This window comes from Streptomyces stelliscabiei, assembly GCF_014873495.1.
Lineage (GTDB): Bacteria > Actinomycetota > Actinomycetes > Streptomycetales > Streptomycetaceae > Streptomyces > Streptomyces bottropensis.
Genome location: NZ_JADBGF010000001.1, coordinates 7,752,284 through 7,767,444 on the forward strand (window position 1 = coordinate 7,752,284; position 15,161 = coordinate 7,767,444).

Consider the following 15,161-nt stretch of genomic DNA (forward strand, 5'->3'; position numbering starts at 1 on the left):
AGACCAGTATGTCCGCCACCAGCAGCCCCCTTCCCACCCGGCTCTCCTCGGAGCCTGCGAGGCACTCCCAACCCCACATCGCGATTCCGGCGAACCGGCAACGCGTCGGATGATCACCTGCTACCGATCACACCCCCGACCGGCACGAGCACCTCAGTCTCCGCCCACACCATCCCCACGACCAGCGAACTCAGTTTGAGCAACGCTCAATGGCAGTTGCCGGCTAGCCCGCAACCCCTGCCACAGCGCGCCTCGAAGACCCCCCCCGCTGCTGTCCTGCCCCCGCGCCGGTAAGAGGTTGCGGAGCCAGCGGTGCATCAAGCAACGTTCGCCCTGTTCACATCTCGCGTAGCCGGACCGAGGGCGGCGCGTTGCAGGGCGCCACCAAACGTCCTGTCTCACAGGTCCGCTCGGATCGCAGCAGGTCGGGACCATCCCGATGCCCCGCCGGGCGTCGGGATGACGCCGAGCTGCTGAAGGAGGCCGAGGAGATCCTTGCTCGACCGCTTTTCGGCGAGCTTGCCGTTCTCGATGCGGTGAATCACCGTCGCGGTCATCGTGATCGGCCTGCCGGTGGCAGGGATGCCCGGGAGGTCCCTCTCATGGTTCGCACCTGGTCGCGGGACTCAAGCAGGTGTTCCGTCTGTTCTGGGAGGCCACACCCGGAACCCACGAGATCGAAGACCAGATCGCGGAGGGTGACAAAGTCGTGACCCGGCTGAGGGCCCGAGGACTGCACAGGCGCCTTCGGGGGCGAGGACCGTCACCGGCGCCAGCCGCCGCAGAAGGCGCACACGCCAGGTCAGTGCCTGCGCGCAGCCCTCGTCCGGCACGTCCAGAACGGCCAGCGGACGTGGCCGTCGGGTCAGGAGCTCGCCATAGGCCTGCAGCGCCCCCCAGGGCCAGGGGTTGACCATCGCTGGTAGCAGCTGCGTTCTGCGTGCCTCTCTCAGGAGGCGACCGCTCCGCTCCCGGGCAAGGGAGATCACCACACACGGCACAGCGAGGTGTCCGCCCTGGCGGCATCGGCCCGTCCGCACGGTTCGTCCTCGATCGCGGTATGCAAGGCGAGTGTCCGCGGGAAGCGCCGTACGTCTCCGTGTTCTTGCATCGTCTCGCGTGTTTCCTCGTTCTTCTCAGGGTGTCAGGGCGAGCCTTCTCCGCGCGCGCGAGGCCAGAGGTCAGCGGCTGACGCGTATCTTCGACTGGCCGTGCGGGCGTTCCTCCCAGTCGTCCATGAAGCAGGCATGCAGGCCGTGCTTGCGGGTCAGGGCCAGGAGGGTCTCGGTGCGGTAGTAGAAGTCCTCGCGCAGAACCTGGTGTTCGGCGCCCTCGGTGCGGTCGAAGGTGAAGTCGAAGAACCCGGTGTCGGTCAGCACCCGGCCGACGTGGGCGAGGCACTCCTCGATGACGTCCAGCGGCGAGTGGGAGAAGACGCTGTGCGCGTGGATGACGTCGAAGTGGTCGCTGGGCAGGAAGTCCAGGGTGAGGTCGCCGGTGATGGTCAGGTGCGGCAGCTTGTCCTGGAGGTGGCGCTCGGCGAGAGTCCTCTTGGCGGCGATCAGGATGTCGGGCGAGATGTCGATGCCGTAGTAGTGGCCGGCGTCGAGGTGGTCGATGAAGCGCCAGCCGCCGCGCAGGTTGCCGCAGCCGATGTCGAGCATGCGGTGCTCGGGGCGCAGCCCGTGCTCGGTGAGGTAGTCGAACTGCATCTGCCCGAGCGCCAGCCAGCGGTCATGGGTCTGACTGCCGACCGCGGCTTCGGGGTTGCGGCGGGTGTCGGAGGCCATGACGGCCCGGTAGTAGCCGACGTGGTCGGGGTGCTTCAGGCGCAGCCAGGCGTCTCGGCCGGCCCGGCTGAGGTATGGGGCGACGCGGCCGGGGTGGCGCAGGGCGTAGCCGACCTTGTGGGTGAGGGCGGCGCGGTTGTTGCGCAGTTTCTTCGGTGACTTGGCGTCTGCGGGCATGGCGAAGCGACCTCCGTGCAAAGGGGCCCCGGGTGAGGGGATGAAGGGGTGCGGGACGAAAGGGGTATGGGGTGTTACAGGTGACGCAGCATGGTCAGACGCGGCGGCGCAGGAGCAGCATGGTGACGGCCGTGAGCAGGAGGGCGAGGCCGCCGAGAAGGGCTGTGTCGGTCCACTGGAAGGTCCAGTAGTCGCTGGCCGGGTTGGCCTCGTAGAAGCGGGCGACGTAGCCGTGCTGGGCCATGCACTCCTTGAGCTGGGCGCTTGAGGGGAAGGGGCAGTTCATTACGTCGTCGTAGCGGCCGGAGGCGGTGATCAGCCCGTAGTGGCCGGTCGACCACTTCTCGTCCATGGGTGGCTTGGGGATGCTGCCGGCGCTGGTGTAGGTGTGCGGCGGGACCAGCAGGCGGGTCCTGTGCGTCCACTGCAGCAGGAGGGTCGTCGCCCCTGTCACCAGGAGGGTCAGACCCATCGCGGCCAGCACCCGGCGGGCCAGCAAACCCAGCAGTGTGCCGGCCGCCAGGCCGAACAGGGCGGCTGCGACGACACTCGGGCCCGAGCCGCTCAGGGCGGTGTTCTCGTACCAGAACAGGCCGTAACTCCGGTCCGCGGCCGGTTGCCACCACCACGCGAACAGCCCCGCGAGCACGCCGGAGACGGCCACCGTGGTCACCGCGGCGAGCGCCATCCGGGAGGCGAACCACCGGCCGCGGCTCACGCCTTGGGCGAGGACCATGCGGTGCGTGCCCAGTTCCCGGTCGCGGCCCAGCAGGGGCGCGCCCCAGAAGACGCCGATGATGACGGGCAGCACGATGTTCAGCGTGCCGAGGTACTTCAGCGGCTCGATGTCCAGCAGCAGGGGCACGCCGGTGTCGGACTGCGTGCAGTACAGCGGTCCGGTGCCGCAGTGGTCGAACAGTCCGCTGTGCAGGGCGTCCAGCATGCCCGAGCGGTTGTACGCGGCGATCGCCGCGGCGGTGGCCAGTGCGGCCGCGCCGACGCCGGCCAGCACTCGCTGCTGACGCCAGGCGAGCCAGAGGGAGCCGTGCCAGAGAGAGCCGGTTCGGAGGGAGCCGTTCACGCCGCCGCCTCCGTCCGCCCGGCGCCGGCCGGGCGCAGCGTGTCGTTGGCCTGGAGGTAGCCGATCAGGATGTCCTCCAGCGTGGGCCGCTCGGCGTGCCAGTCGCCGCGCAGTGGTCCCTGCTGTCGTATCAGGGCGGTCAGCTGTCGGCCACCGGCGCGGCGGTGGACGACGGTGTGCCGTGCGGCCAGGGCGTCGGCCTGGTCGGCGTGTCCTGTCAGTACGGTGTGGTTCTCGCGCAGCGCCTCGGCGTCTTCGCTCAATTCGATGCGCCCGTCCCGCAGGACCAGTACCCAGTCGCAGGTCTGTTCCAGTTCGGGCAGGACGTGCGAGGACAAGACGATGCTCGTGCCGCGCTCGGCGGCCTCGGTCATCAACGCCGCCATGATCTCGCCCCGTGACACGGGGTCGAGGTCGGCCATCGGCTCGTCGAGCAGCAGCAGTTCGGGCCGCTTGCCGAGCGCCAGGGCGAGCGCGACACGGGTGCGCTGCCCGGGGGACAGTTCCCCTACGCGGGCGGCGAGTGCGATGCCGCCCTCGCGGACGGTCCGCTCGGAGGCAGCCTGGTCCCATGAGGCGTTCAGCTTCTGCCCCATCCGCAGGGTGTCCGCCACGGTGAAGCGGGGGTAGAGCGGTTTGTCCTGGGTGAGCAGTGCGACCCTGGCGCGGGCCCCGGGCGTGCCGGGTGCGGTGTCCAGTACCCGTATGTCCCCGGTGCGGGGGCGTAGCAGGCCGCCGGCCAGGTGCAGCAGGGTGCTCTTGCCGGCGCCGTTGCGTCCGACGAGGGCAGTGATACGGCCCCTGGGCACGGTGAACTCGCAGTCCTGCAGGGTCCAGCCGCCGCGCACCCGATACCGGAATCCGAGTCCAGTGGCGCGCAGCGCGGCCGGCGCGTCAGGCCCGGTCATGCTTCCTCCATTTTCTGCTCCCGGTCGCCCGGGGAGTGCTCGTCTTGTTCGTCTTGCTTGCTGTCGTGGGCGTCCAGGGCGGCTGCGACCAGGGCCAGGATGTCGGCCCTTTCTAAACCCGCCGCACGTGCGCGTGCCGTCCAGTCGGTGAGTTCCGCGCGCAGGGGTGAGTCGTCCTCCGCGCCGGGCCGGGCGAGCGACCGCGTCACGAAGGTCCCCAGACCGCGGCGCAGTTCGACCAGGCCGGCCTGCTCCATGTCGCGGTAGGCCCGCAGCACGGTATTGGGGTTGATGGCTGTCGCCGCCACCACTTCCCTGGCCGTGGGCAGCTTGTCCCCGACCTTCAACGTGCCCATCCGCAGCGCCCGTTCGGTCTGCTCCACGATCTGCACATAGGCGGGAACGCCGCTGCCACGGTCGATCCGGTACTCGACCACATCACCTTCCATGACCAACAGTGTGCTTCCATTAATGAATTAATACAAGCATGATGGAGGCGTTGCTGGGATGTCAAACAGGAGCACTGCAGGTGTGGCCCTCGTAGCCGCCGCCGTACTGACCCTCGCCGCGGTGGCCCAGCAACTGCTGCTGGCCGCGGGCCTGGGCAGCCTGCTGCCCGGCTGGCAGCCCTGGCCCTTCCTGCTGGGCGCGGCCCCCGCCTGGTGGCTCGCCCGCCCCCGGTGGCGGCGGGCGGACCCACCCCGGCCGCTGGTGGTGGCGATGCGTGTGCTGCGCCGGATACCGGGCGCGGCATACCTGGTGGCCGTGCTGGCCCTGACGGCCGGAATCTGGGCAGCACTCCAGGACCACGAGCCTTATCTGGGACACGAGGAGGCCGTGTACGCCAACAAGGCCCGCTCCTGGGCCGACGGCACCCCCGACGCAGGCTGGGGCCCCTACCGCCCCCTCGGCCTCCCCGTGCTGGGGCGCCTGGCGCTCACCGTCCACGACGACGTGGGCAGCCTGCGCGCGGTGGCCCTGCTGCTCACGCTCTTCACCCTCACCGCGACCTACGTCGTCGCGGCCCGCTGGACCACGCCCCGCCGCGCCGTGGTGGTCGTCCTTCTCCTGCTCTCCGGCCTCGGATTCCTGCGCCGCGTCCCGGAGTTCCTCAACGACATCGGCACCGCCGGCCTGCTGCTGATCGTCGTCTTCCTCCTCACGCGCGCCCAGGAAGTACGGCGCTCCCACGCCCTGCCCGTCGCAGCCGCCGTGGCGGTGGCCGCCTTCTACCTGCGCTACGGCAGCGTGGGCAACCTCCTGGCGATAGCTGGGGCCGCGCTGTTCGCCTACGGCCCGCGCGCCTGGCTCGCCCAGGGCCGCCGCCTCGCCGCAGCACTGGCCATCTTTGCCCTCGGCCTGCTGCCGCACTTCGTCCACGCCGCGCAGGTCACCGGATCCCCGCTCGGCCTGATCCTGTGGGCCGGCTCCCAGGCCAACCGCACATACGTGGGCGACGGCCTCGCCTACTACCTCGCGATCTTCCCCTACCGCCTGGCCGGAGACCTGGGAGCGGTCGTGATGACCGGCGGACTGCTCCTGGCGGTACGCGCCCTGCGCGACGGAGACGGTGGGGCGCGCGCCACACGCCGTGTGTTTCTGGGCTCGACGTCCGTCCTCGTCTTCGTCGTCCTCGGTCTGGTGACGGACGGAGAACCGCGGTTCGTCTACCTCCCGGTCATACTGCTCACCCTCCTGGGGGTCGAGGCCCTGGCGGAACTGGCCGGGCGCAGGAACAGGGGCCTGCTCGCCGCCGTCGCCGGACTGGCCGGCCTGACCACCGTCGGCACCGCCCAGATTGTGGCCCACGCAGCGATGCCCGGCCCCGACCGCCTCAGCCGCTCCACCGTCCCGGTCGCCGAGCGGCTCGCGACGGGCGGCCCCTGCCTCCTGGTCACCGGCTACGAACCGGAGATGGGCTGGTACTCGGGCTGCGACGCGGTCACCTACGCCCAGTACCGCCGCACGACCCCGCCCCCGGGACACCACACGACCCTGGTCCTCTTCGAGCACGGCCGCCTGCAACCGGACGACGCCGCCCTGGCCCGCCTCATCGGCGACCGCGGCACCACCGTGCGCACGACCCCCACGGACGGCGCGCTGGGCACGGCGACAACGATCACACTGACTCCCTCGTGACGTCGGTGGGGACGGTGGGACCCCTGCCGTCGTACCCGAGCTTCCTGAGCGAGCAGGCTCTCGAGCCCTGACCGCTCTACTGGGGCCGGCCCGGGGCATCGTCCTGCCGCGAGCGGGGCTGTACGGCCTGGTCCAGCTCACACGCTCCACCGTCTCCGGCAGTGGCTGCCCCAGCGCCCAGCCGATCACCATCTCGGCGACCGCGTGCAGTTTGATGTTGAGTTACTGTCGGCCCTTGCCCCGCGACTGGACCGCGCCCTGAAGAAAATCGCCCGAAAGGGTGGCGTCTTCGTCCTGCTCGACGGCACCCTCGTCCGCACCCGCCGACGCACAGGGAACGAGAACCGGCCGAACTATTCGGGCAGGCACAAGGCCCACGGCCTGCTGTTCCTCGCCCTGACCGACGAGACGGGCAACCTGGTCTGGATCTCGGCGGCGAAGCCGGGGCGCTTCAGCGAGATCACCACCGCCCGCCACAACAGGATCACCACCCACCTGCGGGAGGCCGGTCTGGGCGCTGTGGCCGATCTCGGCTTCGTCGGCCTGGACGACGACCCCGACGACCCGGTCATCGTCACCGGCCGGCGGGCGACCCGCGGCCATCCGCTCACCGACGCCCAGAAGGAGGCGAACCGGCTGGTCAGCCGTGAACGAGCGGCGAACGAGCACGGCTTCGCCGACCTGAAGAACTGGCGGATCCTCACCAAGGTCCGCATGAACGCCCGACACGCGACCACGCTGCTACGGGCGCTCCTCGTGCCGTCGAACGCCGAGGTCCACCGCTGACGGGCGATCACCTCCTACCGATCACACCTCCGACCGGCACGAGCATCCCACCCGCGACCCACGCCAGACCCGGGACCTGCAACTTCAGGTTGAAACGCGCTCACTGGGAGATCAACGGAACGGACGGGGACCTGGTCATCACCGGCGACACCGGACACCTCCAGGTCGGCGAGTTCAGCATCGCCGGGGCGCACGGATCCGACGCCGAACTCAGCCGCCTCACCGTCCCCGAGCGGTACTTCGACCCCGCGCTCCAAGGGCTGCGCGGCACCCCCGCATACAACGTCGGCACCGCCTGCGCCCAGATCCAGCGCGACCTGACGGAAGGCGGCTCCGAGGTGCCCGACTTCGCCCACGCAGCCCGACACCACCGACTCCTCGACCGGATCGAGCGCACGGCGGAGCACGCCTGACTGGAGTCCTCGGAAGGGGCTTCGCCACGCGGCGGGCACTCGCGGCAGCGTCGCTCCCGGCGTGGACTATTTACGGGCAAGCGCCCGTGCCGCCGCACTCCCGGGAGCAGGCGACCGGCAGGTATTGGTCGGCGTCGCGTCCCCGGGGGCCAGGCCAGGCACGGGCCTGCCTCTGTGCCACGCGACCGGCACGATCCGCCGGCTGCTCCTACGGCGGCGGCCGGTCGCGGTCAGCTGAGGGGGGAGGAGGCCGGCAGGTCCTGGTCGGCAGCCCAGGAAGCGAGGATGCGCAGTCGTTCGTGGGTGGGGGAGCCCGGGGCGGCGGTCCAGACGGTGAGGTGCTGGTCGGGGTCGGTGTTGGCGGTGAGGGTGTCCCAGTCCAGGACGAGTTCGCCGACGACCGGATGGTTGAGGGTCTTCGTGCCGACGGTGCGGGCGGCGACGTGGTGTTCGCCCCACCACCGGGCGAACTCCTTGTCGCGCAGGGATAGTTCACCGACCAGTTCGATCAGGCGGGGGTCCTCGGGATACTTCGCGGCTTCCATCCGCAGCTGGGCAACGGCGATCTGCGCGGAGGTCTTCCAGTCGGCGTACAGGGTGCGCATCGCGGGAGTGGTGAAGATGATCCGCGGGTAGTTGCGGTGCTTTTCCGGGACGCGGGAGAAGTCGGTGACCAGAGCGGCGGCCAGCGCGTTCCAGGCCAGGATGTCGCCGCGCCGGCCCTGCACGATGGCCGGGGTGGCGGTGAGGTCGTCCAGGACACGCTGGAGCTGCGGCTGGACCTTCTGCCGGCCTCGGCGCCGGGCGCGGGTGGTGGTCTTGCCCGCGAGCTGGAAGAGGTAGCCGCGCTCGTCGTCATCCAGATGGAGCACCCGGGCGAGGACATCCAGCACGGGCGCCGATGCCTGCATGCGGCCCTGTTCGAGGCGGGTGTAGTAGTCGGTGCTGATGCTGGCGAGCTGGGCGACCTCCTCGCGGCGCAGCCCGGCCACCCGGCGGGGCTTGCCGGTCTCGGGCAGTCCGACCGTGCGCGGGCTCAGCTCGGAGCGGCGCTTCTTGAGGAATTCTCCCAGCTCATTGAGGGGGACGTTGGCGGTCATGCTTCCCAGCATGACACCGATCCCACCCGGGAAAGGGGGGACAATTTACTCCCAGGATGTTCCCCTCCCAGGATGAGTTTCTCCGCTTTTCGTGCTTGTTCTCGCGTGTGAGGCTCGAAAGCCAGCAGCCGATCGAGATCACCGGCTGCGCGCTCACCGATCCCCGCACCGAAGGAAGCACCCCATGCGCGGAGCAGTCATCTACGCCCCCGGCGACGTGCGCTTCGAGAGCCTCGACGACCCGAAGATCATCAACCCGACCGACGCGATCATTCGCACGGTCGCCACCTGTGTGTGCGGCTCGGACCTGTGGCCCTACCGCGGTGCGGAACCCATCGGCGACCCGCACCCGATGGGGCACGAGTACGTGGGCATCGTCGAGGAGGTCGGCAGCGAGGTCGCCAACGTCAAGCCGGGCCAGTTCGTGGTCGGCTCCTTCGCCACCTCGGACAACACCTGCGTGAACTGCCGTAACGGCTGGCAGTCGTCCTGTCTGCACCGCGAGTTCATGAGCACCTGCCAGGCCGACTACGTGCGCATCCCCAACGCTCACGGGCACCCTCGTCGCCACCGACGAGCACCCGGACGCCGAGTTCGTGCCGAGTCTGCTCGCCGTGTCCGACGTGCTGGGCACCGGCTGGTACGCCGCCCTCGCCGCAGAGGTGAAGCCCGGCTCGACGGCCGTGGTCGTCGGTGACGGAGCGGTCGGCCTGTGCGGCGTCATCGCCGCCAAGGAACTCGGCGCCGAGCGGATCATCGCCATGAGCCGGCACGAGTCCCGCCAGAGGCTCGCCCTGGAGTTCGGCGCCACCGACATCGTCAGCGAACGCGGCGACGCAGGCATCGCCCGCGTCAAGGACCTCACCGGCGGCATCGGCGCGGACTCCGTGCTGGAGTGCGTGGGCACCGCCGAGTCCATGCGGCAGGCCCTGCACTCCACCCGGCCCGGCGGCAACGTCGGCTTCGTCGGTGTACCGCACGACGTGTCGGTTGACGGCGAGGAGCTGTTCTTCTCCCACGTCGGCCTGCGCGGCGGCCCCGCCCCGGTCCGCCGTTACCTGCCCGACCTGATCGACCGCGTCCTGCCCGACCTGATCGACCGCGTCCTGTCCGGCCGGATCAACCCGGGCAAGGTCTTCGACCTCACCCTGCCCCTGGACCAGGTCGCCGAGGGCTACAAGGCCATGGACGAGCGCCGCGCCATCAAGGCGCTCCTCAAGCCCTGACTCCCACCCCCCTGACCGGCTGCCCCTGTCAAGCGCCACAGAAGTGAGACAAGAATGCCTGGAGCAGACAACTACATCTTCGACTTGGACGAGAACGTCACCCGCAAGCCGGTGTCGTACGAGAACAGGTACGGGATCACCATCTCCGCGGACCTCTACCAGCCGAAGGACTTCGACGCCTCGCAGGAACACCCCGCGATCATCGTCGGCGCGCCGTACGGCGGCGTGAAGGAGCAGGGCCCGGGCATCTACGCCCAGAACCTGGCCCGGCGCGGATTCGTGGCCCTCGCCTTCGACCCCTCCTACAACGGCTACAGCGGCGGCGACCCGCGACACGTCTCCTCCGCCGACGTCTTCACCGAGGACTTCCATGCGGCCGTCGACTACCTGGGCACCCGTGACTTCGTGAACCGGGACCGTATCGGCGTCGTCGGCATGTGCGGCAGCGGCGGCTTCGCGCTCAGCGCGGCCCAGGTCGACCGGCGCATCAAGGCGGTCGCCACGGTCGTCATGTACGACATCGCCCGCATCGCCTCAGAGGGCTGGCAGGGCTCTCTCACCGCGGAGGAGCGAGGCGCCATGCTCGACGCCATCGCCGAGCAGCGGTACGCGGACTTCGAGGCCAACGCCCCCGCCCTGACCCCGCGCGGCGCGCCCATCGGATTCGACGAGAACACCAACCCGGTCGGCCGTGAGTTCGGCGAGTTCTACTCCACTCCCCGGGGCTACCACCCGAACTCCATCACCCAGTTCACGCTGACGAGCGGCATGTCGTTGATGAACTTTCCGCTGCTGTCGAAGATCGAGTGGATCTCGTCGCGACCCATCCTGTTCGTCGTCGGCGAGAACGCCCACTCGCGGTACTTCAGCGAGGACGCCTACGAACTCGCGGCCGAGCCCAAGGAGTTCTACGCCGTCCCGAACGCCGGCCACGTCGATCTGTACGACAGGACGGACCTGATCCCGTTCGACCAGCTGGAGGAGTTCTTCAGCAAGAACCTGGCCTGATCGCACGCCGCCCTCGCGTACGGCCGCACCGGACGGCGCGGGGCGCACATCGTCCCTGCCTCGGCCCCCTCCCGCCCAGCATCCACACCGTCGGGCCCGCATCACGGTAGCGCGAATGCGGGCGGGAGCCACCGCCTCACACAAGGAACGACGAACCCCATGACGACCTTCGCTCTCATCGGCGCCGGCCCGGGACTCGGGCTGGCCACCGCCCGCCGCTTCGGAAGCGCCGGCCACACCGTCGCCCTCATCGCCCGCAACGCCGAGCGTTTGGAGGAGATGACCGCTGAGCTGGCCCGTGAGGGTATTCAGGCGCGCGGTTTCCCCGCCGACGTCCTCGACATCGAGTCACTGGACGCGGCCCTGTACGCGGCCGCCAAGGACCTTGGCCCCATCGAGATCCTCCAGTACAGCCCGGTGCCGCGCGCCGACTTCATGAAGCCGGTCCTCGACACCGGCGCCGACGACCTGGACGCGCCGCTCGCCTTCTCCGTAAAGGGCCCCGTCGCCGCCGTGAACGCCGTCCTGCCCGGCATGCGCGAACTCGGCCGTGGCACCCTGCTGTTCGTCAACGGCTCCAGCGCCGTACGCCCCAACCCCGAGGTCGCCGGCACCTCGATCGCCTTCGCCGCCGAAAGCGCCTACGCCCGCATGCTGCACGACACGCTCGCCCCGGAGAACATCCACGCCGCCCAGCTGATCATCCCGGGCGCCATCCGGTCCGACGCCGAGCACAGCAGCCCCGACGCCCTGGCACAGCGGCTGTACGACATCCACCAGCAGCGGGACGGCTTCCGCCACTACTCCGAGCCCCTGCCCGACTAGCCACAGGACGACCCGTGAACCCCCCACCCCGTCGCGCTCTCGCGCGTGTGGTCCCGGCCGCCGCCCTGCTGCTGGTCGCGACCGCCTGCTCCAACGATTCCTCCTCTTCCTCCTCCTCTCCTTCCGAGCCCGCGTCGCCGCAGGTTTCGACAGCTGCGGCCGCCACCACCTCACCCGGCAGGACAACCGCCATGAACATCCGGCTCACGCTCAACGGCCACCACGTCGCCGCCACCCTGAACGACAGCCCCACCGCCCGCGACTTCGCCGCCCAGCTGCCCCTCACCCTGTCCCTGCGCGACTTCAACCAGGCCGAGAAGATCGCCGACCTGCCGCGAAAGCTGTCCACCTCCGGCGCCCCGGAAGGCGCCGACCAAGAGGTCGGTGACCTGGCGTACTACGCGCCCTGGAACCAGCTCGCCACCTACTACCGCGATGCCCCCTACGCGGCCGGCCTGGTCCCCCTCGGGCATATGGCCGACGGCGGCGCCGAGCAGCTCGCCACCGCCGACGAGATCACCATCGAAGCCGCGCCCTGACCCACGCCACCTCTCGCCGGTCACGGAGAGCAGCCGAAAGAAAGGGGGAGAAGATCCTCCCCTTTTCGCCCGTTCCGTTCCATGGAACCGTCGAAGACCTGGCTGCGCCGTCCGTCCATCCGCCGTGACGACTTCAGCCCCCACGATCCGCCGAATTCCACGCAAGGAGAGACCACACGTATGCCTTCCGCGTCCGGGACCACCCCCGGCAAGCTTCCCTTCGTCGTCTGGGTGCTCGCCGCCGGCACGTTCCTGATGGGGACCACCGAGTTCGTCGTCGCCGGCCTGCTGCCGGAACTGGCCGGTGACCTCGGAGTCAGCGTCTCCCACGCCGGCCTGCTGATCACCGCCTTCGCCGTCGGCATGATCATCGGCGCGCCCACCATGGCGATGGCGACCCTGCGCCTGCCCCAGCGCCAGACGCTGGTCCTGGCCCTGTCCGTGTTCTGCCTCGGACATCTGGTCGCCGCCCTCAGCTCGTCCTTCACGATCGTTCTCCTGGCCCGCGTCGTCACGGCCCTGGCCACCGGTGCGTTCTGGTCTGTCGGTTTCGTCGTCGCCACCACCGCTGCGGGGCCGCGCAACGCCACCCGGGCCACGGGCGTCATGATCGGCGGCCTGACCTTGGCCAACGTCGTCGGCGTGCCGGTCGGCTCCTTCGCCGGCCAGTTCACCGGCTGGCGCGGCCCCTTCTGGGCCCTGGCCGTCCTGTCCGGGCTCGCCGCCGTGTTCATCGGGCGCTTCATCCCGGCCCAGGAGGAGCGCGCCGAGGTGTCCCTCGGGGCCGAGGTCCGGGCTCTGCGGCAGGGCCGGCTGTGGCTGGCGCTGGGCGCCGCGATGCTGATCATGGGCGGTGTGCTGGCGACGTACACCTATGTCACGCCGCTGCTGACCGACCGCGCGGGTATCCCCGAAGGCGCCGTACCGCTCGTCCTGATCGCCTTCGGTGTCGGCGCGCTGGGCGGCACCACCACGGGAGGCCGCCTGGGCGACCGACGTCCGACGGTCACCACCATCACGGCCGCCGCGGCCACCGCCCTGGTCCTGCTCCTGATGATCCCGCTGTCCGGCAACCCGGTGACGGCCACCCTGCTCGTCTTCCTCATGGGCCTGACCGGCTTCACGGTCAACCCGGTCGTCACCGCGCTTGCCATGCGCTTCGCCGGCGACGCCCCCACCCTCACCTCGGCGCTGACCACCTCCGCCTTCAACACCGGTATCGCCGCGGGCTCGGCGATTGCCGGTACGGCCCTGGACTCCTCCCTCGGCCTGACCGGGCCGCCCCTGGTCGGCACCGTCATCGCCGCCCTCACACTGCTGCCCCTGAGCGCCCTCGCCGTCCACGGCACTTCCCGCAAGGGCCGCATCGTGGCCCGGAGCAGCGCTCCCACGCAGACGCGACACGACGAACCCGCGCAGGTGTCGTCGCAGCACTGACTCAAGCCCGGATCCGCGTCCTGCTGATCCGAACCCGACGACGTACCAGCATGCGAGAGGAATCTGCACATGACTGGGAACACCGCGGACTTCACCGGCAAGGTGGCCTTCGTGACCGGAGCCGGCTCCGGCATCGGCCGAACCACCGCCGTCGCCTTCGCCCGCGCGAGCGCCCGGGTCGCCCTCGCCGACCGGTCCGAGGACGGCCTGCGGGAGACCGCACGGCTCATCGAGGAGGCGGGCGGGCAGGCTCTGGCCCTCACCTGTGACGTCACCAGCGAAGACGACGTGCGGTCCGCGGTGGACGACACCATTCAGGCGTTCGGACGCCTGGACGTCGCCTTCAACAACGCCGGCGTCGAGCAGCCGGTCAAACCGGCCGCGGACATCGAGAAGGACGAGTGGGACCGCGTCATCGGCGTCAGCCTGACCGGGATGTTCCTGTGCATGAAGCACCAGATCCCCCTGCTGCTCCAGCAGGGAGGTGGCGCGATCGTCAACGCCTCGTCGGGCGCCGGCGTCAAGGGTTTCAAGGGACAGGCGGCCTACGCCGCGGCCAAGCACGGCGTCATCGGCCTGACCCGTTCGACCGCCCTCGACTACGCGTCGTCCAACGTCCGGGTCAACGCCGTCTGCCCCGGCATCATCGACACCGAGATGATCCAGCGCTTCGCCGAAAGCACACCCGGAGGACGGGACGCCCTGATCGCGGATGAGCCCATCGGGCGCCTCGGCACACCGGACGAGATCGCGGCCGCCGTGCTCTGGCTCTGCTCGGACGCCGCCTCCTTCACCACCGGCCACGCCCTGGTCGTCGACGGCGGCCAGACCGTCTGACGGGGGTTCATGGCCAGGCGTCGTGCCGCCGCAGCGCATCCGGGCAGCCCGACGCCACTCGCGCCACCCGTACCTCTGCACTGAACGGAGACCACGACGTGAATCCCACCTACGACTTCACCGGCCAGGTCGCCCTCGTCACCGGGGCAGGCGCCGGCATGGGCCTGGCGACCGCCCGCGCGTTCGCCGAGTCCGGGGCCGCCGTCGCCCTCACCGACGTCAACGAAGCGGCCCTGAAGGCGGCCGCGAAGGAACTCGCCGACGCCGGGCACCAAGTCCTCGCCCTCACCTGCGACGTCAGCGACGAGGACCAGGTCGCCGCCGCGGTCGACCGCACCGTCGAGACCTTCGGGCGCCTCGACATGGCCTACAACAACGCCGGCATCCAGATCCCGCCGAGCGACGCGGCCGACGAACCCGCCGAACGCTTCGACCGCGTCAACGGAATCAACCTCCGTGGCATCTGGGCCTGCATGAAGCACGAACTTCGGCACATGCGCGCCCAGAGCAGCGGAGCCATCGTCAACTGCTCCTCCCTCGGCGGCTTGGTCGGCCTCCCCGGCCGAGCCTCGTACCACGCCTCCAAGCACGGCGTGATCGGTCTGACGAGCAGCGCGGCACTCGAATACGCCCCGCGCGGCATCCGCGTCAACGCCATCTGCCCGGGCACCATCGACACCCCCATGGTCAGCGACATGATCGCCAAGGGAGAACTCGACCGCGCCGAGGCCGAGGCCGACCAGCCCATCAATCGCCTCGGTACGGCCGAGGAGATCGCCCAGGCCGTCCTGTGGCTGTGCAGTCCCGGAGCGGGCTTCGTCGTAGGCGTCGCCCTCCCCGTGGACGGCGGCTACGTCGCCCGCTAGAGACAACCGACGCATCGACAAAACTGGAG

At 70.1% G+C, this 15,161-nt stretch carries 14 protein-coding genes and 2 pseudogenes; 10 read left to right on the forward strand and 6 right to left on the reverse strand.

The features are described 5' to 3' along the window. Positions 1 to 398 precede the first annotated feature (398 nt). The 5 genes and pseudogenes from H4687_RS34330 to H4687_RS34350 form a co-directional block, all read right to left on the reverse strand. Positions 399 to 596: pseudogene (locus H4687_RS34330) on the reverse strand (ester cyclase); the annotation flags it as partial. 585 nt (positions 597 to 1,181) lie between these two features. Next, entirely contained in the window at positions 1,182 to 1,967 is a 786-nt protein-coding gene (locus tag H4687_RS34335; protein WP_046917632.1) for a class I SAM-dependent methyltransferase, read from the reverse strand. Positions 1,968 to 2,061: 94 nt separating this feature from the next. Beyond that, a complete protein-coding gene (locus H4687_RS34340; RefSeq protein WP_046917633.1) occupies positions 2,062 to 3,048 on the reverse strand; it encodes a transporter in 987 nt (328 codons plus the stop codon). Next, a complete protein-coding gene (locus tag H4687_RS34345) occupies positions 3,045 to 3,956 on the reverse strand; it encodes an ABC transporter ATP-binding protein (RefSeq protein ID WP_046917634.1) in 912 nt (303 codons plus the stop codon). Before H4687_RS34345 ends, H4687_RS34340 begins: the two co-directional genes overlap by 4 nt. Beyond that, positions 3,953 to 4,405 (reverse strand): GntR family transcriptional regulator, encoded by a 453-nt coding sequence (locus tag H4687_RS34350; protein WP_046917635.1) that lies wholly within the window; start codon positions 4,403 to 4,405, stop codon positions 3,953 to 3,955. The genes H4687_RS34345 and H4687_RS34350 overlap by 4 nt, the downstream gene beginning before the upstream one ends. A gap of 82 nt (positions 4,406 to 4,487) precedes the next feature. Here H4687_RS34350 and H4687_RS34355 point away from each other — a divergent pair, with 82 nt between their 5' ends. The 3 genes from H4687_RS34355 (at position 4,488) to H4687_RS34365 (ending at position 7,294) form a co-directional block, all read left to right on the forward strand. After that, the gene (locus H4687_RS34355) at positions 4,488 to 6,095 is read left to right on the forward strand and encodes a glycosyltransferase family 39 protein (protein WP_050399293.1); all 1,608 of its coding nucleotides are present in this window, start codon (positions 4,488 to 4,490) and stop codon (positions 6,093 to 6,095) included. A gap of 204 nt (positions 6,096 to 6,299) precedes the next feature. Continuing rightward, positions 6,300 to 6,881, forward strand: a complete 582-nt coding sequence (locus tag H4687_RS34360) for a transposase family protein (protein WP_050399294.1) — start codon at positions 6,300 to 6,302, stop codon at positions 6,879 to 6,881. Positions 6,882 to 6,970: 89 nt separating this feature from the next. Beyond that, positions 6,971 to 7,294 (forward strand): hypothetical protein, encoded by a 324-nt coding sequence (locus tag H4687_RS34365; RefSeq protein ID WP_050399295.1) that lies wholly within the window; start codon positions 6,971 to 6,973, stop codon positions 7,292 to 7,294. 230 nt (positions 7,295 to 7,524) lie between these two features. Here the strand turns inward: H4687_RS34365 and H4687_RS34370 are convergent, their stop codons facing one another. Continuing rightward, complete coding sequence (locus tag H4687_RS34370; protein WP_078907469.1) at positions 7,525 to 8,406, reverse strand: helix-turn-helix domain-containing protein; 882 nt, start codon at positions 8,404 to 8,406, stop codon at positions 7,525 to 7,527. Between the two features lie 172 nt (positions 8,407 to 8,578). Here H4687_RS34370 and H4687_RS34375 point away from each other — a divergent pair. The 7 genes and pseudogenes from H4687_RS34375 to H4687_RS34405 all read left to right on the forward strand — a co-directional run bounded on the left by H4687_RS34375 (position 8,579) and on the right by H4687_RS34405 (position 15,132). Then, positions 8,579 to 9,620 (forward strand): annotated as a pseudogene (locus H4687_RS34375) (zinc-dependent alcohol dehydrogenase family protein). Between the two features lie 54 nt (positions 9,621 to 9,674). Continuing rightward, positions 9,675 to 10,628: an alpha/beta hydrolase gene (locus H4687_RS34380; protein ID WP_046917638.1), complete on the forward strand. Its 954-nt coding sequence runs from the start codon at positions 9,675 to 9,677 to the stop codon at positions 10,626 to 10,628. 159 nt (positions 10,629 to 10,787) lie between these two features. Further along, entirely contained in the window at positions 10,788 to 11,453 is a 666-nt protein-coding gene (locus H4687_RS34385; protein WP_046917639.1) for an SDR family NAD(P)-dependent oxidoreductase, read from the forward strand. Between the two features lie 191 nt (positions 11,454 to 11,644). Continuing rightward, positions 11,645 to 11,992, forward strand: a complete 348-nt coding sequence (locus H4687_RS34390; RefSeq protein WP_046917640.1) for a cyclophilin-like fold protein — start codon at positions 11,645 to 11,647, stop codon at positions 11,990 to 11,992. Positions 11,993 to 12,172: 180 nt separating this feature from the next. Further along, a complete protein-coding gene (locus H4687_RS34395; protein WP_046917641.1) occupies positions 12,173 to 13,429 on the forward strand; it encodes an MFS transporter in 1,257 nt (418 codons plus the stop codon). 69 nt (positions 13,430 to 13,498) lie between these two features. After that, positions 13,499 to 14,266: an SDR family oxidoreductase gene (locus H4687_RS34400; protein WP_046917642.1), complete on the forward strand. Its 768-nt coding sequence runs from the start codon at positions 13,499 to 13,501 to the stop codon at positions 14,264 to 14,266. 98 nt (positions 14,267 to 14,364) lie between these two features. Beyond that, a complete protein-coding gene (locus tag H4687_RS34405) occupies positions 14,365 to 15,132 on the forward strand; it encodes a glucose 1-dehydrogenase (protein ID WP_046917643.1) in 768 nt (255 codons plus the stop codon). The last annotated feature ends 29 nt before the right edge of the window (positions 15,133 to 15,161 follow it).